This is a genomic window from Roseateles sp. P1_C6 (assembly GCF_056406315.1).
In genome coordinates this window covers 105,340-130,049 of sequence record NZ_JBFUAK010000004.1, presented here as the reverse complement: position 1 = coordinate 130,049, position 24,710 = coordinate 105,340, and the positions used below count along the sequence as shown (strand labels likewise).

Below are 24,710 nucleotides of genomic sequence, written 5' to 3'. Positions count from 1 at the left end.
AGGAAATCCACATGTCCGAAGCCAACAACCTGTCACGCAGCATCGCGCCGCTGGCCAATGCCTGGGTCATGCGCCTGGACGTCGTCTGCGGCGACGAGGTCGTCGTCGGCGACTTCCCCGAAGGCCGGCGCCTGAACTACCCCATCGTCGGCGGCCGCTTCGAGGGCACGCTGCTGCGCGGCGACATCATGCCCGGCGGCGCCGACTGGTACCTGGAGCGCCGCGACGGCGTCGGCCAGCCCGATGCGCGCTACTGCCTGCGCACCGAAGACGGCACCGTCATCCAGGTCAGCAACCGCGCGCTGCTGCGCTACGCGCCCGGCGTCAACGAGCGTGACCTGCCCTCCTGGCCGCCCGCGCCCGAGCTGTACCGCTGCCTGTGCACGCCCGTCTTCCAGGCGCCGGCCGGGCGCTACGCCTGGCTGAACGAATCGGTCTTCGTCGGCGAGATCCGCTACGAGAGCGAAGACGGCGTGACGCTCGACATCTTCCGCCTGGTCTGAGCGACATCGCCATGGGTGCCCGCCTCGCCAACGCAACGCCAGCCGCTGCCGTTGGCGCGGCCGCCTATGTGGGCGATGACTGGCTGCTGTACGTCGATGCGTCCGGCAGCTATGCCCGCTCGGAGATGGCGGCGCCCTGCCTGCTGCTGGGTCAGCCAGGCCGCGCGCTGCAGGTGCAGGGCGACGGCGCTGCCGCGCCGCTGTGCGCGCCCGCCATCTTGCATGCCGCCGGCAGCAGCAGCTGCAGCGCCGACCGCGACGTCGGTGCGGCCTTCCTCTACTGGGACCCGCTCAGCGCGGCGGGCCGCGCACTGACCCACCTCTGCCACACGCAGGCGCTGCTGCCGTGGACGGCACCGGCGCTGCCCGGCTGGGAGCCCGACTGGTTCCAGGCCCTGTGCCAGGGCGGCGCGGACCGCGGCGCCGTGCTGGCCTGGGTCGCCCGCCTGCGCACCGCGCTGCTGGCCCAGGCGCCCGAGCCCGACGCCGACTGGCGCCTGCGCACCGTCGCCACGCTGTTGCGCGAAGACCTCGCCTGCCGGCTCAGCGTGGGCCAGTTGGCCGAGCGCGTGCGCTGGTCGCCCGAGCATCTGCGCAAGGCCTTCCGCGAAGTCGCCGGCATGAGCCTGTCGCGCTACCAGATGTGGTCGCGGCTGCACCGCCTGGTCGATGCCCAGCGCGTCGGCGCGCACGCAGCCGCCACCGCCTGCAGCGCGGAGGACTCGCTGCTGGAAGCCGGCTTCTATGACGCCCCGCACGGCAGCCGCGCCGTGCGGCGCTACTTCGGTCTCACCGCCAGCGCCACGCTGCAGCCCGGCATCCGCCGCGCCGACTGCCACGGCGCCTGAGCGCCGGCGCAACGAGCGGCACAGAAATCCCCCGTTTCATACAAGCGCCATCGGGCACCCCGTCGTTACGCTGACCTTCAGCCGCTACCCACCCGAGAGCAGTACGGGCAGCGAGGCCGTAGCGAGTCACCCAAGCCATTCATCCGCGAGGTTCCATGAATCCTTCCGTCTCCTTTGCAGCACCCCGTGCCCGCCTGTCCGCCGTCGCGATGGCGGCCGGTCTGCTGTGCTGCGCTCCCGCCGCCTGGGCCCAGGCCACCGCTGCTGAAACCGCCACCACCAAGGAAGGCGACGACGGCGTCACGCTGACCCGCGTGGTCGTGACCGCGCAGAAGCGTCCGCAGTTCGCCGAGAAGGTGCCCATGAGCCTGAGCGCCGTCGGCCAGGAGCAGCTGACCAAGCAGGGCGTGCGCGACATCCAGGACCTGAGCCGCCTGAGCCCGGGCCTGAGCGCCACGCCGTCCACGACACCCTTCGGCACGCCCAACATCGCCATCCGCGGCATCGCCTCCAACGCCGGCGCGGCCACGACCGCCGTCTACATCGACGACGCGGCCATCCAGACCCGCAACCTCAGCGTGCTGACCGGCGGCACCGCCTACCCGCAGGTCTTCGACCTGGATCGCGTCGAGGTGCTGCGCGGCCCGCAGGGCACGCTGTTCGGCTCCAGCGCCGAGGGCGGCGCCATCCGCTTCATCACGCCCACGCCGCGCTTCGACAAGTTCAGCGGCGAGGCCAAGGCCGGCATCGCCGCCACGCAGGGCGGCGACATGTCCTACCAGGCCGGCGTCGCCGCGGGCGGCCCCGTCAACGACACCGTGGCCTTCCGCGCCAGCCTCTGGCACAAGCAGGAGGGCGGCTACATGAACCATGTCGACCGCGCCACCGGTGCGGTAACGGACAAGGACACCAACCAGGGCGAGGCCACCGTCGGCCGCGTCGCGCTGCTGATCAAGCCCACGGCCGAGCTGACCATCGCGCCGTCCATCTACGTGCAGCGCACGCATGAGAAGGACCGCAACATCTATTACGAGGACGCGGGCCCCTTCAACACCTACAACAAGCTGCGCCAGCCCACCAAGGACCGCTTCAGCCTGTCCGCGCTGGCGGTCAGCTACGAGACCGACGACCTGACCTTCAAGTCCGTCACGTCCTATTACGAGCGCAAGCAGAGCCGCCTGGACGACCTGAGCTATGTGATCCCCGCCAGCGTCACGGGCGACCCGCGCAGCATGACCGGCGGCCCCGTCGAAGTGCTGCCCGGCTTCCCCGACTACGTGCTGCGCAGCACCCAGGCTACCCACCAGCGCAACGCGGCGCAGGAGTTCCGCGTCTCGTCCAATGAGTCGGCCGACAGCAAGCTCAGCTGGGTGGCGGGCGTCTATGTATCGCGCGCCCACCAGACCATGAGCCAGCGCATCATCGGCAGCCTGGACCCCATCACGCTGACCGCCTTCGGCGCACCGGCCATCTTCATCTTCGGCCTGCCCAACAGCGGCCCGAACGGCGAGTACCCCTACACCGAGGACGACACGCTGAAGGACCGCAGTGAAGCGGTGTTCGGCGAGGCCAGCATCAAGCTGGCACCCAAGACCACGCTGACGCTGGGCCTGCGCCTGGGCCGCAACGAGTTCGAGTTCCAGACGCTGGAAAGCGGCCCCTTTGCCGGCGGTGACATCAACTTCAACGGCAAGCAAAAGGGCAAGAGCAACCTGCCCAAGCTCGCGATCAGCCACGAGCTGAGCGACGCCTCGCTGGTCTACGCCAGCGCCGCCAAGGGCGACCGCGTCGGCGGCGCCAACCCGTCGTACGCCGCCGTGCCGCAGTGCGGCCCCAGCCTGGCCGACCTGGGCGTCTCGGACGTGCCGCGCACCTACCAGGGCGACTCGCTGTGGAGCTATGAGATCGGCTACAAGAGCCGCCTGCTGGACCAGCGCATGGAAGTGGCCGGCTCGGTCTACTACGTCGACTGGCGCAACATCCAGACGAGCTCCATCCTGCCCAGCTGCCTGTTCGGCTTCACCGCCAACGCCGGCCATGCGCGCAGCGTCGGCGGCGATGTGCAGCTGCAGCTGCGCGCCACCCGCCAGCTGCTGCTGTCGGCCACGCTGGCCTACACCGACGCCCAGTACACCGAGACCATCTACGGCAACGGCAGCACCGTCGGCACGGGCGTGGCGCTGTCGCAGAAGGGCCAGTCGCTGCCCATCCCGGGCGTCAACGTGACGCTGGGCGCCGAGTACGCGTGGGCGCTGGCCGACGGCTGGCGCGCCACGCTGCGCGGCGACTACCAGTACGGCAGCAGCTACAAGCGCACTGGCCCGGTCGGCAACCTGGACTACCGCGCGAGCCTCTACGAAGCACCGGCCACCCACCAGGTCTCGCTGTACGGCGGCCTGCGCATGGGCGCCGTGGACCTGTCGCTGTACGTGAACAACCTGTTCAACAGCCGCACCACGCTGCTGCGCACGGCGGACACCCCCGCGCTGCAAGCCGCCACCTTCCGCCCGCGCACGGTCGGCTTCAACGCGGCCTACAAGTTCTAAGTTCCCATGTCGCTCCCTTCCAGCGCCGCGCGCCAGCTGCGGCTGATCGAACACGTCCTGAAAAGTGCGCAACCGCGCCCCGAGGTGGAAGTTGCCACCGGCCGGCTGCGTGGTGTGCATGACCAGGGCGCCCTGTCCTTCCGCGCCATTCCCTACGCGCTGCCCCCGGTGGGGGAACGACGCTTTCGCGTTGCCCAACCGGCCGCGGCCTGGGAAGGCGTGCGTGAGGCCATGGACTTCGGCCCGGCCTGCCCGCAGCTGGCCGGCACCGACGTCACCGAGAACGGCAACAACGTCATCCACGAGGACTGCCTGACGCTCAACATCTGGACGCCCGCGCTGGACGGCCGCCGCCGCCCCGTGATGGTGTGGTTGCACGGCGGCGCGCTGATCGAGGGCAGCGCCCGCAACGCCTGGTACAACGGCGCCGCGCTGGCGACCGGCGGCGACGTCGTCGTCGTCACGGTGCAGTACCGGCTGGGCGCGTTCGGCTTCCTGTACCTCGCCGAAGTGGGCGGGCCCGAGTTCGCCGAGAGCGGCAACGTCGGACTGCTCGACCAGGTCGAGGCGCTGCGCTGGGTGCGCCAGAACGCCGCGGCCTTTGGCGGCGACCCGGACAACGTGACGATCTTCGGCGAGTCCGCCGGCGGCGCCAGCGTGGCCATGCTGCTCAGCATGCCGCCGGCGCGCGGCCTGTTCCACAAGGCCATCGTGCAGAGCATGTCGCCGCAGCTGGGCCGCAGTCCGGTGCGCGCAGCGGAGGCGACGAAGGCCTTCATGGCGCTGGCCGAGGTGACGACCGTGCAGGAGCTGCAGGCGCTGCGCACGGCCGACCTGCTGGCGCTGCAGCAACGCCTGTTCGACTCCGGTGTGGCCGACAACGCCTTCTGGCCCACGGTGGACGGCGTCGTGCTGGAGCAGCACGCCATCGCCCGCCTGCGCGACGGCCACGGGGCCCAGGTCCCGGTGCTGATCGGCACGACGCTGGACGAGATCCGCTTCTGGACCGAGATCGAAGACGTGGCGCTGTTGCGCAAGCCGGCCGCGTCGCTGAGTGCGCAACTGCGCGACGTCGCCGGCGAACGCGCCACCGACGTCGAGCGCACCTACGGCTTTGGCGACGGCGGGCGCATCCAGCTCGCCGGCGACATCGTCTTCCGCCTGCCGTCCATCCGCCTGGCCGAGAACCTGTGCCGGCGCCAGCCGGTGTGGATGTACCTGTTCACCTACCGCTCCACGTCAGAAGTCGCCTGCTACCAGTCGGCGCACGCGATGGAGCTGCCCTTCCTGTTCGGCGCGCTGGAGGACCCCAGCGCCATCGCCTTCACCGGCCGCTGCGACGGCCGCGAGCTGCTGGCCCAGCGCATGCAGCAGGCGTGGACGGCCTTCGCCCACGGCGGCACGCCAGCCGCAACCGAGCTGCCCGACTGGCCGCGCTACGACACCAGCACCCGCGCCACGATGGACCTGGGCCTCGCGCCGCAGGTGCTCAACGACCCGCTCGCCGCCCAACGCCTGGCCTGGGGCGACATGCCGTTCGACGCCTCGGCGCCGGACGAGCACGCGGTGGGCGAGCTCCTGTTCTCTCCGCAGTAACCCAGCAGAAACGCGCAGCGTGCGCCATGAACTTCCTCCAGTCTGACCTCGAGCTGAGCCGGCACTCCTACTACGCCGCGACGACGCAACGACCGCCCGCGCAGCCACCGCTGCAGGGGCGCGTGCAATGCGACGTCGCCGTGGTCGGCGGTGGCCTGGCGGGCCTGTGCGCCGCACTGGACCTGGCCGAGCAAGGCTTGCAGGTCGTGCTGCTCGAGGCCAAGGAAGTGAGCTGGGGCGCCAGCGGCCGCAATGGCGGCCAGCTCATCCATGGCCTGGCCTGCGATGTGGCGGAGATCGAGTCCCAGCTCGGGCTGGAGGACGCGCGCCGCGTGTGGGACATGAGCATCGAGGCGCTGGACCTGGTGCGCGAACGCTGCCGGCAGCACAAGATCGACTGCGACCTGCAGGACGGCTTCGTCGGCGTGGCCACCAGCCCGCGCAAGGGCCGGGAACTGTCCCAGTGGGCGGACCGCATCGAGCGCCTGTATGGCTACGAGATGCCACGCATCGCCGCACCCGACATGCGCCGCTGGGTCGACAGCCCGCGCTATGACAGCGGCCTCTACGACCCGCGCTCCGGCCACCTGCATCCATTGAAGTACGCACTGGGCCTGGCCCGCGCGGCACGGCAGGCCGGCGTGCGCATCCACGAGCACAGCCCCGTGCTGCGCCTCGAGCGCGGCGCCAGCGTCACGCTGCACACGGCCCAGGGCCAGGTCAGCGCGCGCCAGGCGCTACTGGCCGGCAACGTCTACCTGCAAGGCGTAGCCCCGGCCCTGGAGCCGCGCATCATGCCCGTCGGCACCTACATCATCGCCAGCGCGCCCATGGGCGAGGCGCGCGCCAACGCGCTGATCCCGAGCCGGGCGGCGGTGTGCGACACCAACTTCGTGCTGGACTACCTGCGCCTGACGGCCGACCACCGCCTGCTGTTCGGCGGCGAGGTCAGCTACAGCACGCGCACGCCCGCCGACCTGGTCGAAACCATGCGCCGCCGCATGGTGATGACCTTCCCGCAACTGGGCGACCTGCCGGTGGAATACGCCTGGGGCGGCTTCGTCGACATCACGATGAACCGCGCGCCCGACTTCGGCCGCCTGGACAGCAACCTGTACTACCTGCAGGGCTTCTCGGGCCACGGCCTGGCGCTGACCGGCCTGGCCGGTCGCATCGTCGCCCAGGCCATGGCCGGCGACGCGGGCCGCTTCGACCTCTTCTCACGACTGCGCCACCGGCGCTTTCCCGGCGGGCGCCTGCTGCGCACGCCGGCCCTGGTGCTGGGCATGGCCTGGTACCGACTGCTGGATCTGCTTTGAGCCTCACCATGAACAAGACCGAACGAGAACTGCTGACCTTCGCCAACCTGGAGCAGTGGCTGGACCGGCACGGCGTGACCGAGCTGGAATGCCTGGCGCCCGACCTCACCGGCGTGGCCCGCGGCAAGATCCTGCCGCGCGCCAAGTTCACCGAGGATCGCGGCATGAAGCTGCCCGAGGCCATCGTCGCGATGGGCGTGACGGGCAACTTCCCCGAAGACGGCCCGTACTACGACGTGATCTCGGCCAACGACCGGGACATGCACCTGACGCCCGACCTCAGCACCGTGCACATCGTCCCCTGGGCCACCGACCCCACGGCGCAGGTGCTGCACGACTGCTACGGCGCCGACGGCCAGCTCGTCCCCTTCGCGCCGCGCTCCGTGCTGCGCCGCGTCTGCAACCTGTTCGCGGCCGAGGGCTGGGTGCCTGTCGTGGCACCGGAGCTGGAGTTCTACCTGGTGGAGCGCAACGTGGACCCCGACATGCCGCTCAAGCCGCCGGTCGGCCGCAGCGGCCGCGCCGAGACATCGCGCCAGGCCTACTCCATCGACGCCGTCAACGAGTTCGACCCGCTCTTCGAGGACATCTACGCGTACTGCGAAAAGATGGAGCTCAACGTCGACACGCTGATCCACGAGATCGGCGCCGGCCAGATGGAGATCAACTTCTTCCATGGCGACCCGCTGCGCCTGGCCGACGAGACCTTTTTCTTCAAGCGCCTGGTGCGCGAGGCCGCATTGCGCCACGGCATGTACGCCACCTTCATGGCCAAGCCGATCGCCGGCGAGCCGGGCAGCGCCATGCACGTGCACCAGAGCCTGGTCAGCGCCAGGGACGGCAGCAACCTGTTCAGCAAGCCCGACGGCAGCGCCAGCGACGAGTTCCACTGGTACATCGGCGGCCTGCAGAAGTACCTGCCCGCGGCGATGGCCTTGTTCGCGCCGTATGTGAACAGCTACCGCCGGCTGGCGGCCAAGTTCGGCGCGCCGGTCAACCTGCAATGGGGGACCGACAACCGCACCGTGGGCATCCGCTCGCCCATCGCCTCGGCGCAGAACCGCCGCATCGAGAACCGCGTCATCGGCGCCGACGCCAACCCCTATGTGGCGCTGGCCGCCACGCTGGCCTGTGGCTACCTTGGTATCAAGCAGCGCATCGCCCCCACGGCCGAGTGCACGGGAGACGCCTACCTGGGCAAGCACGAACTGCCGCAAAGCCTGGGCGAAGCCGTCGAGCTGCTGCGCCAGTCGCCCGACCTCGCCGAGGTCCTGGGCCCCGAGTTCGTGACCGTCTACACCGAGATCAAGGACATCGAGTACGCCGAGTACATGAAGGTCATCTCGCCGTGGGAGCGCGAGCACCTGCTGCTGCACGTGTGACGCCATGACCCTGCACCGCATCACCGGCACCGTCGAGCCGCGCAGCTACCACCTGCCGGCAGCAAAGCTCATCGCAGGCAACCCGCTGCAGACGCTGTGGCTGCACTACGTCGACGCCACCGGCGACTTCAGCGCCGGCCACTGGCACAGCGAGGTCGGCGCCTGGCACGTGGCCTACACCGAGGAAGAGTTCTGCCAGATCCTCGAAGGCGTCAGCGTGCTGACCGATGCCGACGGCAACGCCCACACGCTGCGCGCCGGCGACCGCTTCGTCATCCCGCGCGGCTTCAGCGGCACTTGGGAAGTGCTGCAGCCGACGCGCAAGTTATTTGTGGCCCACGAGGGCGCTTGAACACCATGACAAACCAGTTGATTGACCAACGCCGCCGCGCGGCTGCCCCGCGCGGCGTGGGCGTGATGTGCGACTTCTATGCCGCGCGCGCCGAGAACGCCACGCTGTGGGACGTCGAAGGCCGCCAGTTCACCGATTTCGCCGGCGGCATCGCCGTGCTCAACACTGGCCACCGTCACCCGCGCGTCGTGCGCGCCATCGAGCAGCAACTGCAGCGCTTCACGCACACGGCCTACCAGATCGTGCCTTACGAGAGCGCCGTCGCGCTGGCGGAGCGCATCAACGCCATCGTGCCCATCGACGGCGAGAAGAAGACCGCCTTCTTCACGACTGGCGCCGAGGCCGTCGAGAACGCCATCAAGATCGCACGCTGTGCCACGGGCCGCAGCGGCGTCATCGCCTTCGGCGGCGGCTTTCACGGCCGCACGCTGATGGGCCTGGCGCTGACGGGCAAGACCGTGCCCTACAAGGTTGGCTTCGGGCCCTTCCCCGGCGACGTGCACCACCTGCCCTTCCCCAGCGAGCGCCGCGGCGTCACGGTGGCGGACAGCCTGGCCGCGCTGAAGCAGCTCTTCGCCTGCGACATCGAAGCCAGGCGCGTCGCGGCCATCATCATCGAACCGGTGCAGGGCGAAGGCGGCTTCAACGTCGCGCCGCCGGCGCTGATGTCGGGCCTGCGCCGCATCTGCGACGAGCACGGCATCCTGCTGATCGCCGACGAGATCCAGACCGGCTTCGGCCGCACCGGTGCGCTGTTTGCGATGGCGCACTACGCGGTGCGGCCCGACCTGATCACGACGGCCAAGAGCCTGGCCGGCGGTATGCCGCTATCGGCCGTCTGTGGTCGCGCCGACGTCATGGACGCACCGGCGCCCGGCGGCCTGGGCGGCACCTACGCGGCCAACCCGCTGGCCGTGGCCGCGGCCCATGCGGTGCTGGACGTGCTGAAGGAAGAAGACCTGTGCCATCGTGCCCAGGTGCTCGGCGAAAGGCTGACGCGATTCATGCGGGAGCAGCAGAAGACCTGCCCCGAGCTGGAAGAAGTCCGCGGTGTCGGCTCCATGATCGCCGCCGAGTTCACCAGCGCCGACGTCGCCAAGCGCGTCCAGCAGGCGGCTTTGAAGCGCGGCCTGCTGCTGCTGACCTGCGGCGTGGACGGCAACGTCATCCGCTTCCTGTATCCACTGACCATCCCCGACGTGCAGTTCGACGCTGCGTTGACCGAGTTGGCCGCGGCCCTCGCCGAGGAGGCTTCGTGAGCCAGCGCAGCCCTTTGCAGCGGCTCAAGGACGGCACGTTGCTGAAGACCAGCGCGCTGCTGGACGGCGTCTGGCCCCAGGCGGACGAGCGTTTCGCCGTGCTCGACCCGGCCAACGGCGCCCACCTGGCCGACGTGGCCAATTGCGACGCCGGCGATGCCCTGCAAGCGATCACCGCCGCCGAGCGCGCGCTGCCGGCCTGGCGCGCCAAGCCCGCCAAGGAGCGCGCCGCCGTGCTGCGCTGCTGGTTCGAGCTGGTCCAGACCCATGCCGATGACCTGGCCACGCTGATTACCGCCGAGCAGGGCAAGCCCTGGGCCGAAGCACGCGGCGAGGTGATCTACGGCGCCAGCTTCATCGAGTGGTTTGCCGAGGAAGCCCGGCGCGCCGGCGGCGAGGTCATCCCCAGCCACGACGCGACGAAGCGCCTGCTGACGCTGCGCCAGCCCATCGGCGTCTGCGCGGCCATCACGCCGTGGAACTTTCCCATCGCGATGATCACGCGCAAGGTCGCACCGGCCCTGGCCGCCGGCTGCACGGTCGTCATCAAGCCGGCCGAGCAGACGCCGCTGTCCGCCCTGGCGCTGGCCGAGCTGGCGCAGCGCGCGGGCCTGCCAGCGGGGGTGCTGAATGTGCTGACGGCGGACGGCGCGCACTCCATCGCGATCGGCCAGGCGCTGTGCCACAGCCCCGTGGTGCGCCATCTCTCGTTCACAGGCTCCACCGAGGTCGGTCGCATCCTGATGCGCCAGTGCGCGCCGACGTTGAAGAAGCTGGCCCTCGAACTGGGCGGCAACGCGCCCTTCATCGTCTTCGACGACGCCGACCTGGACAGCGCCGTCGAGGGCGCGCTGGCGGCCAAGTTCCGCAACGCCGGCCAGACCTGCGTCTGCGCGAACCGCTTCTACGTGCAGGACGGCATCTACGACCGCTTCGTCGAGCAGCTGGCCGCCCGCGTGCGTCACGATCTGCGCCCGGGCAGCGGCTTCGATCCGCAGACGACGCAGGGCCCGCTGATCGACGCCGACGCGCTGGCCAAGGTCGAGGCCCACGTTGCCGACGCGTTGGCCCACGGCGCACGCCTGCTGGCCGGCGGCGAGCGCGTGAACGAGCGCTTCTACGCGCCCACCGTGCTGGCCGACGCGACGCCCGCGATGCGCTGCGCGAGCGAAGAGACCTTCGGCCCCGTAGCGCCCGTGTTCCGCTTTCACACCGAGGCCGAGGCCATCGCCGCCGCCAACGCCACGGAGTTTGGGCTCGCGAGCTATCTCTACACCCGCGACATCGGCCGGTTGATGCGCGTGGGCGAGGCGCTGGACTACGGCATGGTGGGCATCAACACCGGACTCATCTCGACGGCCGAGGCGGCGTTCGGCGGCGTCAAGCAATCGGGCCTCGGCCGCGAGGGCGGGCACCAAGGGCTCGACGAGTACCTGGAAACCAAATACCTCTGCCTCGGGGATCTCCACAAATGAGCACGTCCCTCAGCCCGACCTTGCCCATTGCCGCCGCGCTGCCGCGCCACGCACCCCGCGTGCTGGTACCGGCCTGCAATCGCTTCTACGGCGAGCACCCGTTCCACATGGTTGGCCGCAAATACATCGAGGCGGTGCGCCTGGCGGGCGCCTATCCGATCGTCGTGCCGGCCGCGCACCCGGACGAGCTTGAAGGCTGGCTGGACATCGCCGACGGCGTGCTGCTGACGGGCTCGGCGTCCAATGTTCACCCCGCGCACTTCAGCGCCGACGTGCGTGACGAAACGCTGCCGCTGGACCCACTGCGCGATGCCTGGACGCTGCCGCTGATCCGCCTGGCGCTGGCGCGCGGCCTGCCGCTGCTGGCCATCTGCCGCGGCTTCCAGGAGACCAATGTGGCCCTCGGTGGCAGCCTGCATCAGGCCGTGCACGAGCAGGCCGGCCTGGCCGACCACCGCGCCGACGATGACGCGCCGGTGGGCGTGCAGTACGGCCCGTCGCACCCCGTGCATCTCGAACCCGGCGGCCTGCTCGCCCGGCTGTTGGGCAATGAATTGATCGTCAACAGCATCCACGGCCAGGGCATAGACCGCCTGGCCGACGGCCTGCGCGTCGAAGCGCGCGCGCCGGACGGTCTCGTCGAGGCGTTTTCCCTGCAGGCCGGCCCCGGCTTTGCGCTCTGCCTGCAATGGCACCCCGAGTGGCAGGCGGCCGACAACGCCGCGTCACTCGCCATCCTGAAGGCCTTCGGTGCGGCCTGCCAGGACTGGCGCGACCTGCACCGGCCACCGGGTCTCTGAGCGGCTTGAACCACCCCGCGGCCGCCGGCCGCGGGCCACCCACGCTCCAAAGATCCCCATGCAGTCCCAACCCCACGACTTCAACACCCTGAACCACTGGATGCGCGAGCAGCGCGTCGGCGAAGTGGAATGCCTGGTGCCCGACCTCACCGGTCTGGCCCGCGGCAAGATCCTGCCGCGCGAGCGCTTCGCCGCCGACAAGGGCATGCGCCTGCCCGAGGTCGCCATCGCGATGAGCGTCACCGGCGAAGCACCCAGCAGCGCGCGCTACACCGAGGTCATCGCCTCCACCGACCACGACATGGAACTGCGCGCCGACCCGACGACGGCCCGCCTCGTGCCCTGGGCGCAGGACCCCACCGTGCAGGTCATCCACGACTGCTACGACCGCCACGGACACCTCGTGCCCTTTGCACCGCGCTCCGTGCTCAAGCGCGTGTGCGCCCTGTATGCCGAGCGCGGCTGGGCCCCGGTAGTGGCACCCGAGCTGGAGTTCTACCTGGTGGCGCGCAACACCGATGCCGACCTGCCGCTGAAGCCCCCGGTCGGCCGCAGCGGCCGCGCCGAGACCTCGCGCCAGGCCTATTCCATCGACGCGGTCAACGAGTTCGATCCGCTGTTCGAGGACATCTACGCCTATTGCGAAAAGATGGAGCTCAACGTCGACACGCTGATCCACGAGATCGGCGCCGGCCAGATGGAGATCAACTTCTTCCACGGCGAACCGCTGGGCCTGGCCGACGAGGTGTTCATGTTCAAGCGCCTGGTGCGCGAGGCCGCGCTGCGCCACGGCATGTACGCCACCTTCATGGCCAAGCCCATCGCCGGCGAGCCCGGCAGCGCCATGCATGTGCACCAGAGCATCGTGCGCACGTCCGACGGCAGCAACCTGTTCAGCAACGCCGACGGCACGGCAAGCGACGAGTTCCATTGGTTCATCGGCGGCCTGCAGCGCTACCTGCCTGCGGCCATGGCGCTGCTGGCGCCCTATGTGAACAGCTACCGCCGCCTGGCCCGCTTCACGGCCGCGCCGATCAACACGCAATGGGGCATCGACAACCGCACCGTGGGCCTGCGATCGCCGCTGTCACCGCCGGCGGCGCGCCGCATCGAGAACCGCGTCATCGGCGCCGACGTGAACCCCTACATCGCGCTGGCCACGACGATGGCCTGCGGCTACCTCGGCATCACGCAGAAGCTCAAACCCACCGAGGAGTGCACGGGTGACGCCTACCTGAGCGAGTACGGCCTGCCGCGCAGCCTGGGCGAGGCGCTGGACCTGCTGAAGGGCGAGAAGGCCTTGGCCGATGTGCTGGGCCACGGCTTTGTCGACGTCTACGCCGAGGTCAAGGCCATCGAGCATGCCGAGTTCATGCAGGTCATTTCTCCGTGGGAGCGCGAGCACCTGCTGCTGCACGTCTGATCATGACTACGACTACCAACCCCATCGACTGGCACGCCCGCGCCGCCGCGCTGCGCTTCGACGGCCGTGCGCTGATCGACGGCAAGCGCCGCGACAGCGCGAGCGGCGAGATCTTCGCCAAACACTCCCCCATCGACAACCGCCTGCTGGGCGACGTGGCCCGTGGCCGCGCCGCCGACATCGACCTGGCCGTGGCCGCCGCGCGCCGCGCCTTCGACGACGGCCGCTGGCACAACCAAAGCCCGCGCGAGCGCAAGCGCGTGCTGCAGCGCTGGGCCGAGCTGCTGCTGGCCCACAAGGACGAACTCGCGCTGCTGGAGACGCTGGACATGGGCAAGCCCATCGCCCACAGCCTGGCGGTCGACGTGCCCTCCACGGCCAACTGCATCGCCTGGTATGGCGAGGCGGTCGACAAGATCTACGACGAGATCGCGCCCACCGCCGCCAACGCGCTGGCCCTGGTCACGCGCGAACCCATGGGCGTCATTGCCGCCATCGTGCCGTGGAACTACCCGCTCATCATGGCCGCGTGGAAGCTCGGCCCGGCGCTGGCCGCGGGCAACAGCGTCGTGCTGAAACCCAGCGAGAAGTCGCCCTATACCGCGCTGCGCCTGGCCGAGCTGGCGCTGAAGGCCGGCCTGCCGCCGGGCGTGCTCAATGTCGTGCCCGGCTACGGCCACGAGGCTGGCGAGGCGCTGGCCTTGCACATGGATGTGGATGCCATCGGCTTCACCGGCTCCACGCGCATCGGCCGCCGCATGCTGGCCGCTTCTGCCGAGTCCAACCTCAAGCGCGTCTACAACGAGCTGGGCGGCAAGTCGGCCTATCTCGTGTTTGCCGACGCCGAGCTGGAGCGCGCCGCGCGCACGGCCGCCGGCAGCGTGTACTTCAACCAGGGCGAGTCCTGCAACGCGCCGACGCGCGTGCTGGTGCATCGCTCACGCGTGGACGAGTGCGTGGCGCTGCTGTGCGACGAGGCGCGGCGCCACATCCCGGGCGACCCGCTCGCCGAGACAACGGCCATGGGCGCGCTCGTCGACGAGACGCAGATGCGCTCGGTGCTGGGCTACGTGCAGGCCGGCCAGGAAGAAGGTGCCGCGCTGGCGTTCGGCGGACGGCAGACGCGCACCGACAGCGGCGGCTTCTTTGTCGAACCCACCGTATTCCGCTCGGTCAACAACGGCATGCGCATCGCGCGCGAGGAGATCTTCGGCCCTGTCCTCAGCGTCATCGCCTTCGGCACCGAGGCCGAGGCCATCGCCATCGCCAACGACAGCCCCTACGGCCTGCAGGCCAGCGTCTGGACCGGCGGCCTGGACCGCGCCCATCGCGTGTCGCGCGCGCTGCGTGCCGGCACCGTGCACGTGAACCAGTACGACGAGGACGACATCACCGTGCCCTTCGGCGGCTTCAAGCAGAGCGGCAACGGCCGCGACAAGTCGCTGCACGCCTTCGACAAGTACACCGAGCTGAAGACCACCTGGCTGCGCATAGCCGGCTGAGCATCATGCAGACAACGACTCCACCCACGGGCGGCCACGCGCCGTCCTTCTACGCGGCCAGCGGCCTGCCGCAGCCGCCGCGCCCACCGCTGCGGGGCAGCATCGAGGCCGACGCCGTCGTCATCGGCGCGGGCTACACGGGGCTGTCCACCGCGCTGCATCTGGCCGAGGCCGGCTACCGCGTCGTCGTGCTGGAAGCCCAGCGCGTCGGCTGGGGCGCCTCGGGCCGCAACGGCGGTCAGCTGGTACACAGCTACTCGCGCGACCTCGACGTCATCGAGGCCCGCCACGGCACGGCCGCCGCGCGCGCGCTCGGCGCCATGGCCTTCGAGGGCGCGGCCATCATCAAGGAGCGCATCCAGCGCTATGGCATGGACTGCCACTTCCAGCGCGGCGGCATGTTCGCCGCCATCACCGCGCGGCAGGTGCGCCAGCTGGAGCACCACAAGGCCTTGTGGGAGCGTTTCGGCCACCGCGAGCTGGAACTGCTGGATGCCGAGCAGAGCGAGGCCGAAGTCGGCACGCAACGCTACCGCGCCACGCTGCTGGACCGCAGCACCGGCCACGTTCACCCGCTGCGCCTGGCCCAGGGCGAGGCGATGGCCTTCGAGTCGCTGGGCGGCGTCATCCACGAAGGCTCGGCCGTCGTGCGCATCGAGCGTGGGGAGCCGGCCATCGTGCACACGGCTGAAGGGCGGGTCCGCGCGCGCTTCGTCATCGTCGCCGGCAACGCCTACCTCGGCGGGCTGGAGCCGCAGCTCGCGGCGCGCTCCATGCCCTGCGGCACCCAGGTCGTCGCGACCGAGCCGCTGGGCGACCGATTCCCGGAGATCCTGCCGCACAACCACTGCGTGGAGGACTGCAACTTCCTGCTCGACTACTTCCGCCTGTCCGCGGACCGCCGGCTGATCTACGGCGGCGGCGTCATCTACGGTGCTCGCGACCCGGCGCATGTCGAGTCCATCGTGCGACCCAAGCTGCTCAAGACCTTCCCGCAGCTCAAGGGCGTACGCATCGACTATGGCTGGACGGGCAACTTCCTGCTGACGCTGTCGCGCCTGCCCGAGGTGGGGCGGCTGGCGCCCAACATCTACTACTCGCAGGGCTGCTCGGGACACGGCGTCACGTTCACGCACCTGATCGGCCGCGTGCTGGCCGAAGCCATCCGCGGCCAGGCGGAGCGCTTCGATGCGTTCGCGACGCTGCCGCACTACCCGTTCCCGGGCGGGCGGCTGCTGCGTGTGCCGCTGACGGCCATGGGCGCGCTCTGGTACGACCTGCGGGACCGCCTGCAGCTCTAGCGTTCGGCGCGCCAGGCCGATGGCGACTGTCCCGTCAGCCGCAGGAAGAAGCGCGTGAAGTAGGCCGGGTCCGCAAAGCCCAGCCCATCGGCGATCTGGCGCACCTGCAGCGTCGTGTAGCCCAGCTCGCGCTTGGCCTCGAGCAGCAGGCGCTGGTGCAGCACATCGAGCGCCGAGCAGTTCAGATGCTGGCGACACAGGCGGTTCAGCTGCGTCGTCGTGATGCCCAGTGGCGCGGCCAGCGTGTCCAGCGTCGGGTGGTTGCGATAGTGGCGCTCGACCTGCTCGCGGTAGCGCGCCAGGTGCTGCATCGCCCGCCCTTCGGGTTCGACGGCGTCCGCTGACTCGGCAGCCAGCGGCGACAGCCGGGCCACGAGAGCGGCCGCCATCAGCACCGCGCCGTCCAGCACCTGGGTGCGCCAGGGCGAGGTGCCGGCGTAGTCGTCGCGCAGCGCGCGGGCCATCGCCAACAGCGTCTGACCTTGCGGCGAATCGACCGCCAACGCGGCGGCGCGAGAGGCGCCCAGGCCTTCCCAGAGGCCGCGTGAGTTGCCGATCAAGCTCCTGACCCGCGCGTGGTCCAGCGTGATCACGTATCCCTGCGTGTCAGGCGAGAACGCGAAGCCGTGCACCACCAGCATCGGCACCCAGACGACGGCCGGTGCGTGCAGCGCCAGCACCTGGCCATCGATCTGCACCCGGGCCAGGCCGGCCTCGATCAACAGCAGCTGCACCAGCGTCGCATGCCGGTGCGGCTGGATTTCCCAATTGTGCAATCGGCTACGGTCGGCGATGGACTCCATGTGCAGCCCGTCCAGCGCTGCATCCCGTCCCATCTCACCATAGAGCTCATACAGCGGCGGCGACGTGACGGGCTGGGTCCTTGGCATAGGTTCGAATTGTGCAAGCACGCGTTCCTGACGTCCATTGCCCGCGCATGCCCGCCGTCCTACTCTCACCACCATTCAAGAAGCGTGGAGCGAGACATGAAGACATTGCGCACCCAGGTGCTCATCGTCGGCGCGGGGCCATCGGGTTTGCTGCTCGGGCAGCTGCTGCACAAGGCCGGTGTGGCCAACCTCATCGTCGAGCGTCAGACGGGCGACTACGTGCTGGGCCGCATCCGTGCCGGCGTGCTGGAGCAGACCACCGTCGACCTGCTGGACGAGGCCGGCGTCGGCGCGCGCATGCATGCCGAAGGCCTGGTGCACCACGGCTTCGAGCTGATGTTCGACGGCCAGCGCCACCACATCGACCTGAGCCGTCTGACCGGCGGCAAGTCGGTCATGGTCTATGGCCAGACCGAAGTGACGCGCGACCTGATGGAAGCCCGCACGGCCGCCGGCGAGCAGACGCTGTACTCGGCGTCTGACGTGGAACTGTTCGGCTTCGACGGTGACCAGCCGGGCGCACGCTGCACGGTGAACGGTGAGCGCATCGAGATCCGGTGCGACTACATCGCCGGCTGCGACGGCTACCACGGCGTCAGCCGCGCCAGCGTGCCGGCGGACGCGATCCAGACGCACGAGAAGGTCTACCCGTTCGGCTGGCTGGGCATGCTCAGCGACACGCCGCCCGTGTCGCATGAGCTGATCTACGGCCGCCATGAGCGCGGCTTCACGCTGTGCAGCATGCGCTCTCCCACGCGCAGTCGCTACTACCTGCAGGTGCCGCTGACCGAGCAGGCCGGCGACTGGAGCGACGAGCGCTTCTGGGGCGAACTTCGCAAGCGCATGGACCCCGCGGCGGCGGCGGCGCTGGTCACCGGCCCGTCGCTGGAAAAGAGCATCGCGCCGCTGCGCAGCTTCGTCGCCGAGCCGATGCGCTTCGGCCGGCTCTTCCTCGCCGGCGACGCCGCGCACATCGTGCCGCCCACGGGTGCGAAGGGGCTGAACCTGGCCGCGTCCGACGTGCGCTACCTGTCACAGGCCTTCATCGAGCATTACCGCGAGAAGAGCCAGGCCGGCATCGAGCAGTACTCGGCGCGCTGCCTGTCGCGCATCTGGAAGGCCGAGCGCTTCTCGTGGTGGTTCACCAGCCTGATGCACAACCTGCCCAACGAGCCGGAGATCGACGCCAAGCTGCACCGCGCGGAGCTGGAATACCTCGTCAGCTCGGACAGCGCGATGGCGGCGATGGCCGAGAACTATGTCGGCCTGCCATGGTGACGGGCCAGCGCCGGGCAGCAGCGCCAGCCCCATGCCGAACCGCTATAGCTGCTAGCGGCAGCCAGACCTAGCGTGACAGGGGTGCACTGAGAAGAATCCGGCCACGGCAGCTGAGCGATCCAAGACCTGCGCTGGCGCCGACCGACAAAACTGGAGACCCGCTTGCAGACTCAACCGATCACTGCCCCCGGCACGCGTGCCGCGGACGTGCAGCGCCTCATCGACGACCACCCGCTGTCCGCCTGGCAGTGGGTCATCTTCGCGCTGTGCTTTTTCGTCGTGCTGCTGGACGGCTTTGACACCGCCGCCATCGGCTACATCGCCCCCTCGCTGATCAAGGATTGGGGCGTCACCAAGCCCATGCTGGCGCCGCTGCTCAGCGCCGCACTCTTCGGCCTGGCGGCTGGTGCACTGGTGTCCGGCCCGATCGCCGATCGCCTGGGGCGCAAGCTGGTACTGACGGTAACGGTGCTGCTCTTCGGCGTGGCCACGCTCGCCTCGGCCTTCGCCACCAGCCTGACAGAGCTCAGCGTGCTGCGCTTCATCACCGGCCTGGGCCTGGGCGCCGCAATGCCCAGCGCCGTCACGCTGATGAGCGAGTACTGCCCGAGCGCACGCCGCGCCACGCTGACGAACCTGATGTTCTGCGGCTTCCCGCTGGGCGCCGCCTTCGGCGGCTTTCTGGCTGCGTGGATGATCCCGCAATGGGGCTGGCAGAGCGTGCTGCTGCTCGGCGGTATCGCGCCGCTGGCGCTGACCGTCGGCCTGGCGCTGCTGCTGCCGGAGTCGGTGCGATTCATGGTCACGCGGCGCCAGCCGGTCGAGCGCATTCGCGCGGCCTTGGCGCGCATCGCCGGCCCGCAGGTGCACCAGATCACCCGCTTCACGCTCAGCGAGACGCGCGTGGTCACCAACGAACGCGGCGGCCTGGCGCAGGTGCTGGCCAGGCACTACCGCCTGGGCACGTTGATGCTGTGGCTCGCGTACTTCATGGGCCTGGTGATCTTCTACGCGCTGATCAACTGGATGCCGCTGCTGTTCAAGGAGGCCGGCATCGCGCCGCGCACCGCGACGCTGATCTCCGCGCTCTTTCCGCTTGGCGGCGTCGGTGCCGTGTTCTTCGGCTGGTTGATGGACCGCGTGGAGCCCAACCGCATCGTCGCCCTGGGCTTTGCGTTGACGTCGGTGGCCATCTGGTCCATCGGGCAGCTGGTGGGCCACGTGGGGGCGCTGGTCGTCAGCGTCTTCCTCGCGGGTGTGCTGATGAACACCGCGCAGTCCTCGCTGCCGGCGCTGGCCGCTGCCTTCTACCCCACCAACGCCCGAGCCACCGGTGTGTCGTGGATGCTGGGCATCGGCCGCTTCGGCGGCATCCTGGGGTCGCTGCTGGTGGCGCAACTGGGCGCCATGCACGCCGGCATCGGCATGGTCTTCACGGTCCTGGCCGTGCCCGCGGCCATCGCGGCGGCGGCGCTGTGGATCAAGCGCGACGCCGACAATTTTGCCGACGACGGCGACGCACGCCCCGCCCTCGCGCATTGAAGATACAGGCAGCAGCTCACCATGACCCACGCGGAATTCACCAAGACCCCCGGCTGGCTGGACTGGTATGCCAACCCCAGCCGGCCCCGCTTCCAGCCGCCACCCGGCGCCGTGGACGCGCACTGCCATGTGTTCGGCCCCGGCGCGCAGTTCCCTTTCGCACCGGAGCGCAAGTACACGCCCTGCGACGCCAGCAAGGACCAGCTGTTCGCGCTGCGCGACCACCTCGGCTTCGCGCGCAACGTCATCGTGCAGGCCACCTGCCATGGCGCTGACAACAGCGCGTTGCTCGACGCGCTGCAAAGCGCCGGCGGCAAGGCGCGCGGCGTCGTCACCGTGAAGCGCGGCATCAGCGACGAGGCACTGCAACGCATGCACGAGGCCGGCGTGCGCGGCGTGCGCTTCAACTTCGTCAAGCGGCTGGTGGACTTCACGCCCAAGGACGAGCTGCAGGAGATCGCCACGCGCATCGCCAAGCTCGGCTGGCATGTGGTCATCTACTTCGAGGCGGCCGACCTGCCCGAGCTGTGGGACTTCTTCACCGCGCTGCCGACCACGGTGGTCGTCGACCACATGGGCCGGCCGGACGTGAGCAAGCCGGTGGACGGCCCCGAGTTCGAGCTGTTCCTGAAATTCATGCGCGAGAACGCCAACGTGTGGAGCAAGCTCAGCTGCCCCGAGCGCCTGTCCGTCACCGGCCCGCGCGCGCTGGACGGTGAGCAGGCCGCCTATCGTGACGTCGTGCCCTTTGCCCGCCGCGTCATGGATGAGTTTCCCGATCGCGTGCTGTGGGGTACCGACTGGCCGCACCCCAACCTCAAGGACCACATGCCCGACGATGGCCTGCTGGTGGACTTCATCCCGCACATCGCACCGACGCCCGAGCTGCAGCGCCAGTTGCTGGTGACCAATCCGATGCGCCTCTACTGGCCCGAGGAGACCTGATGCCTCTCGACAAGTCCTACACCGACATCCCCGGCACCACCATCTTCGACGCCGAGCAGTCCCGCAAGGGCTACTGGCTGAACCAGTTCTGCATGTCGCTGATGAAGGCCGACAACCGCGCCCGCTTCAAGGCCGACGAGCGGGCCTATCTCAATGAATGGCCCATGACGGAAGAGCAGAAGGACGCCGTGCTGGCACGCGACCTGAATGAATGCATACGCCTGGGCGGCAACATCTACTTCCTGGCCAAGATCGGTGCGACGGACGGTCGCAGCTTCCAGCAGATGGCGGGCAGCATGACCGGCATGACCGAGGCCGAGTACCGCGACATGATGGTGGCCGGTGGACGCTCCATCGAGGGCAATCGCCGCATCGGCGAGGACGGCGACGCGCAGTCACACCGCCAGCCGCAGGGCCAGGCCGGCAAGAAGGACAAATAACGTGGCCCGCATCACCGCATCCGTCTACACCTCGCATGTGCCCGCCATCGGCGCGGCGCTGGACCTGGGCAAGACCGACGAGCCCTATTGGCAGCCCGTCTTCGCCGGCTATGAGCCGTCCAAGCGCTGGTTCGACAACAACCGCCCGGACGTCGTCTTCCTCGTCTACAACGACCATGCGACCGCCTTCAGCCTGGACCTGATTCCCACCTTCGCCATCGGCACCGCCGCGCGCTTCGAGCCGGCCGACGAAGGCTGGGGCCCGCGCCCGGTGCCGCCCGTCATCGGCCACCCGGAACTGGCCGCGCACATCGCGCACAGCGTCATCCAGGACGACTTCGACCTGACCATCGCCAACAAGATGGACGTGGACCACGGCCTGACCGTGCCGCTGTCGCTGATGTGCGGCCAGCCCGACCCGGTCAACGGCGCCTGGCCTTGCGCCGTCATCCCGTTCGCGGTCAACGTCGTGCACTACCCGGTGCCGTCCGGCCGGCGCTGCTTCATGCTGGGCCAGGCCATCCGCCGCGCCGTCGAGTCCTACGGCTCGGACCTGAACGTGCAGATCTGGGGCACCGGCGGCATGAGCCACCAGCTGCAAGGCCCGCGCGCCGGTCTCATCAACCGCGAGTGGGACAACCGCTTCCTGGACCGCCTCATCGCCGAGCCCGACGCGCTGTCGCGCGTGCCGCATGACAACTACGTGCGCGAGGCCGGCTCGGAAGGCATCGAGCTGGTCATGTGGCTGATCGCCCGCGGCGCAATGGCCGACATCCACGGCGGCCCGGCCCCGAAGGTCGCGCATCGCTTCTATCACGTGCCTGCGTCAAACACGGCCGTTGGACACCTCATCTTGGAGAACTCATGAGCAAGCCTATTCGTGTGGCCCTGGCCGGCGCCGGCGCCTTCGGCATCAAGCATCTCGATGGCATCAAGAACATCGCCGGCGTCGAGGTCGTCTCGCTGATCAGCCGCGACCTGGACAAGACCCGCGAGGTCGCGCAGAAATATGGCATCGGCCATGTGACGACCGACCTGGCAGACAGCCTCGCCCTGCCCGAAGTGGACGCCGTCATCCTGTGCACGCCCACGCAGATGCACGCCAGCCAGACGCTGGCCTGCCTGAAGGCCGGCAAGCATGTGCAGGTGGAGATTCCGCTGTGCGACGTGCTGGCCGATGGCGAGGAGGTCATCAGCGTGGCCAAGCAGTCGGGTCTGGTCGCCATGTGCGGCCACACGCGCCGCTTCAACCCCAGTCATCAGTGGGTGCACCAGAAGATCGCCGCGGAAGAGTTCAACGTCCAGCAGATGGACGTGCAGACCTATTTCTTCCGCCGCACCAACATGAACGCGCTGGGCCAGCCGCGCAGCTGGACCGATCACCTGCTGTGGCACCACGCCGCGCACACGGTCGACCTGTTTGCCTACCAGGCGCAGAGCCCGGTCGTGCAGGCCCACGCGCTGCAAGGCCCCATCCACCCGACGCTGGGCATCGCGATGGATATGAGCATCCAGCTCAAGGCCGCCAGCGGCGCGATCTGCACGCTGAGCCTGTCCTTCAACAACGACGGGCCGCTGGGCACTTTCTTCCGCTACATCGGCGACACCGGCACCTATCTCGCCCGCTACGACGACTTGTTCGACGGCAAGGAGAACAAGATCGACGTGTCGGCGGTGGACGTGTCCATGAACGGCATCGAGCTGCAGGACCGCGAGTTCTTCGCCGCCATCCGCGAAGGCCGCGAGCCCAACAGCAGCGTGGCCCAGGTGCTGCCCTGCTACCGGGTGCTGCACCAGCTTGAACAGCAGCTGAACACCGCCGCATGAAGACCCGTCGCATCGGGCCGTTCGAAGTCTCGGCCGTGGGCCTGGGCTGCATGAATCTGAGCCATGCCTACGGCACCCCGCCGCCGCGTGACGTGGCGGCCAAGGTGCTGGATGGCGCCCTCAACGGCGGCATCACGCTGTTCGACACGGCGGCGCTGTACGGCTTCGGCGCCAACGAGGAGCTGCTGGGCGGTCTGCTGGCCCAGCACCGTGAACGCATCGTGCTGACCAGCAAATGCGGCATGCAGGGCGTGGACGGCCAGCGCGTCATCGACGGCCGGCCCTACACGCTGCGCGCCAGCGTCGAGGCCAGCCTGAAGCGGCTGCGCACCGACGTCATCGACGTGCTCTACCTGCATCGGCTCGACCCCAAGGTGCCGGTGGAAGACAGCGTCGGCGCGATGGCCGGGCTGGTGAAGGCTGGCAAGGTGCGCGCGCTGGGTCTGTCGGAGGTGTCGGCCGTCACTTTGCGCCGCGCGCACGCCGTGCACCCCATTGCCGCGCTGCAGACCGAGTACTCGCTGTGGACGCGCAACCCCGAGATCGCCGTGCTGGACGCCTGCCGCGAGCTGGGCGCCGCCTTCGTCGCCTTCAGCCCGCTGGCGCGCGGCTTCCTGGGCGGCGAACTGCGCGACGTCATCAAGCTGGCGCCCAAGGACATCCGCCGCGGCATGCCGCGCTTCTCGCCGGAGAACTACGCGGCCAACCTGAAGCTGCTGGATGGCTTCCAGGACGAAGCAGCACAGCTGAACTGCGCGCCGGCCACGCTGGCCCTGGCCTGGCTGCTGCACCAGGGCGAGCACATCGTGCCCATCCCCGGCACGTCGCGGCCCGAGCACCTGTGGGAGCTGATGGCCGCGCCGCAACTGCAGCTCGACGGCGCGACGTTGAAGCGGCTGGATGCACTGATCAATCGGCACACCGTCAGCGGCGCGCGCTACAGCGCGGCCACACAGGCCGAGATCGACACCGAGGAGTTCTAGGCCTCTTCGTCGTCGAGCACGCCGCCGCCATGCGCGGCGACCTTGTCCAGCAGCTCGATCAACATCGCCCGCTCGGCGGCGGACAGGGCGCTCTGCAGCTCGCTCTCCATGTCCGGCGCGCGCCGGGCCACGTCGGCGGCCAAAGCGGCACCGGCCTCGGTCAGTCGCACCTGCTGTGAGCGCCGGTCCACCTCGCTGCGCTCGCGGCCGATCCAGCCGCGCTCCTGCATGCGGTCCAGCAGCAGCGTCAGGTGCGGCCGCGACAAGGCCAGCGCGTCGCTGAGCTGGCTGGGCGCCAGCTCGGTGTTGGCCTGCAGTAGCATCAGCAGCGAGAACTCCACCGGCCGCAGCGCGAAAGGTTTGCCGACATGGCGGATGAACAAGGCCTGCGTGGTGATGCGGGCCTTGGCGATGCGGTAGCCGATCACCGAGTCCAGCACGCCGGTCTGCAGTTCGGTCTTCTCGCTTTTCTTGTTTTTGGGTGCCATGCCGCCATGAT

The 24,710-nt window shown here is 69.5% G+C and carries 22 protein-coding genes; 20 read left to right on the top strand and 2 right to left on the bottom strand.

Translation table 11 applies throughout. The features are described from left to right. Positions 1–11: 11 nt before the first annotated feature. From AC1D29_RS09340 to AC1D29_RS09280, 13 genes are all read left to right on the top strand, one after another. Positions 12–503 (top strand): DUF3237 domain-containing protein, encoded by a 492-nt coding sequence (locus AC1D29_RS09340; protein ID WP_477896477.1) that lies wholly within the window; start codon positions 12–14, stop codon positions 501–503. 11 nt (positions 504–514) lie between these two features. Beyond that, positions 515–1,351, top strand: coding sequence for a helix-turn-helix domain-containing protein (locus AC1D29_RS09335; protein WP_477896475.1), 837 nt, complete (start codon positions 515–517; stop codon positions 1,349–1,351). Between the two features lie 155 nt (positions 1,352–1,506). Then, positions 1,507–3,897: a TonB-dependent receptor gene (locus AC1D29_RS09330; protein WP_477896473.1), complete on the top strand. Its 2,391-nt coding sequence runs from the start codon at positions 1,507–1,509 to the stop codon at positions 3,895–3,897. A gap of 6 nt (positions 3,898–3,903) precedes the next feature. Beyond that, the gene (locus AC1D29_RS09325; protein WP_477896471.1) at positions 3,904–5,493 is read left to right on the top strand and encodes a carboxylesterase/lipase family protein; all 1,590 of its coding nucleotides are present in this window, start codon (positions 3,904–3,906) and stop codon (positions 5,491–5,493) included. Positions 5,494–5,519: 26 nt separating this feature from the next. After that, positions 5,520–6,812 carry an NAD(P)/FAD-dependent oxidoreductase gene (locus AC1D29_RS09320; protein ID WP_477896469.1) on the top strand — a complete coding sequence of 431 codons (1,293 nt, stop codon included), beginning with the start codon at positions 5,520–5,522 and terminating at the stop codon, positions 6,810–6,812. 8 nt (positions 6,813–6,820) lie between these two features. Then, positions 6,821–8,194, top strand: a complete 1,374-nt coding sequence (locus AC1D29_RS09315) for a glutamine synthetase family protein (protein WP_477896467.1) — start codon at positions 6,821–6,823, stop codon at positions 8,192–8,194. 4 nt (positions 8,195–8,198) lie between these two features. After that, on the top strand, positions 8,199–8,546 hold the full coding sequence (locus tag AC1D29_RS09310; RefSeq protein ID WP_477896465.1) for a cupin domain-containing protein: 348 nt from the start codon (positions 8,199–8,201) through the stop codon (positions 8,544–8,546). Positions 8,547–8,551: 5 nt separating this feature from the next. Next, on the top strand, positions 8,552–9,805 hold the full coding sequence (gene gabT / locus AC1D29_RS09305) for a 4-aminobutyrate--2-oxoglutarate transaminase (RefSeq protein WP_477897309.1): 1,254 nt from the start codon (positions 8,552–8,554) through the stop codon (positions 9,803–9,805). Further along, positions 9,802–11,280, top strand: coding sequence for an NAD-dependent succinate-semialdehyde dehydrogenase (locus tag AC1D29_RS09300; RefSeq protein WP_477896463.1), 1,479 nt, complete (start codon positions 9,802–9,804; stop codon positions 11,278–11,280). Before gabT ends, AC1D29_RS09300 begins: the two co-directional genes overlap by 4 nt. Then, positions 11,277–12,080 carry a gamma-glutamyl-gamma-aminobutyrate hydrolase family protein gene (locus AC1D29_RS09295; RefSeq protein ID WP_477896461.1) on the top strand — a complete coding sequence of 268 codons (804 nt, stop codon included), beginning with the start codon at positions 11,277–11,279 and terminating at the stop codon, positions 12,078–12,080. Before AC1D29_RS09300 ends, AC1D29_RS09295 begins: the two co-directional genes overlap by 4 nt. A gap of 58 nt (positions 12,081–12,138) precedes the next feature. Beyond that, positions 12,139–13,503, top strand: a complete 1,365-nt coding sequence (locus AC1D29_RS09290; RefSeq protein ID WP_477896460.1) for a glutamine synthetase family protein — start codon at positions 12,139–12,141, stop codon at positions 13,501–13,503. Positions 13,504–13,505: 2 nt separating this feature from the next. Then, the gene (locus tag AC1D29_RS09285) at positions 13,506–15,005 is read left to right on the top strand and encodes an aldehyde dehydrogenase (protein ID WP_477896458.1); all 1,500 of its coding nucleotides are present in this window, start codon (positions 13,506–13,508) and stop codon (positions 15,003–15,005) included. A 5-nt stretch (positions 15,006–15,010) separates the two neighbouring features. Continuing rightward, positions 15,011–16,306, top strand: coding sequence for an NAD(P)/FAD-dependent oxidoreductase (locus tag AC1D29_RS09280; protein WP_477896456.1), 1,296 nt, complete (start codon positions 15,011–15,013; stop codon positions 16,304–16,306). Here the strand turns inward: AC1D29_RS09280 and AC1D29_RS09275 are convergent. After that, positions 16,303–17,196, bottom strand: a complete 894-nt coding sequence (locus tag AC1D29_RS09275) for a helix-turn-helix domain-containing protein (RefSeq protein WP_477896454.1) — start codon at positions 17,194–17,196, stop codon at positions 16,303–16,305. The genes AC1D29_RS09280 and AC1D29_RS09275 overlap by 4 nt on opposite strands. 105 nt (positions 17,197–17,301) lie before the next feature. On the opposite strand from AC1D29_RS09275, the gene pobA reads away from it, so the two are divergent. From pobA to AC1D29_RS09240, 7 genes are all read left to right on the top strand, one after another. Continuing rightward, a complete protein-coding gene (gene pobA / locus AC1D29_RS09270; RefSeq protein WP_477897308.1) occupies positions 17,302–18,474 on the top strand; it encodes a 4-hydroxybenzoate 3-monooxygenase in 1,173 nt (390 codons plus the stop codon). 162 nt (positions 18,475–18,636) lie between these two features. Then, positions 18,637–20,016 (top strand): MFS transporter, encoded by a 1,380-nt coding sequence (locus AC1D29_RS09265; protein WP_477896452.1) that lies wholly within the window; start codon positions 18,637–18,639, stop codon positions 20,014–20,016. A gap of 21 nt (positions 20,017–20,037) precedes the next feature. Further along, the gene (locus tag AC1D29_RS09260) at positions 20,038–20,961 is read left to right on the top strand and encodes an amidohydrolase family protein (protein WP_477896450.1); all 924 of its coding nucleotides are present in this window, start codon (positions 20,038–20,040) and stop codon (positions 20,959–20,961) included. Beyond that, complete coding sequence (gene ligA, locus AC1D29_RS09255; RefSeq protein WP_477896448.1) at positions 20,961–21,401, top strand: protocatechuate 4,5-dioxygenase subunit alpha; 441 nt, start codon at positions 20,961–20,963, stop codon at positions 21,399–21,401. The genes AC1D29_RS09260 and ligA overlap by 1 nt, the downstream gene beginning before the upstream one ends. Before the next feature lies 1 nt (position 21,402). After that, entirely contained in the window at positions 21,403–22,269 is an 867-nt protein-coding gene (locus AC1D29_RS09250; protein WP_477896446.1) for a class III extradiol dioxygenase subunit beta, read from the top strand. Beyond that, positions 22,266–23,228, top strand: coding sequence for a Gfo/Idh/MocA family oxidoreductase (locus AC1D29_RS09245; RefSeq protein ID WP_477896444.1), 963 nt, complete (start codon positions 22,266–22,268; stop codon positions 23,226–23,228). The genes AC1D29_RS09250 and AC1D29_RS09245 overlap by 4 nt, the downstream gene beginning before the upstream one ends. After that, on the top strand, positions 23,225–24,211 hold the full coding sequence (locus AC1D29_RS09240) for an aldo/keto reductase (protein ID WP_477896442.1): 987 nt from the start codon (positions 23,225–23,227) through the stop codon (positions 24,209–24,211). Before AC1D29_RS09245 ends, AC1D29_RS09240 begins: the two co-directional genes overlap by 4 nt. Here the strand turns inward: AC1D29_RS09240 and AC1D29_RS09235 are convergent. Beyond that, positions 24,208–24,699 (bottom strand): MarR family winged helix-turn-helix transcriptional regulator, encoded by a 492-nt coding sequence (locus AC1D29_RS09235; protein WP_477896440.1) that lies wholly within the window; start codon positions 24,697–24,699, stop codon positions 24,208–24,210. The two genes, AC1D29_RS09240 and AC1D29_RS09235, sit on opposite strands and share 4 nt — an antisense overlap. Between the last annotated feature and the right edge of the window lie 11 nt (positions 24,700–24,710).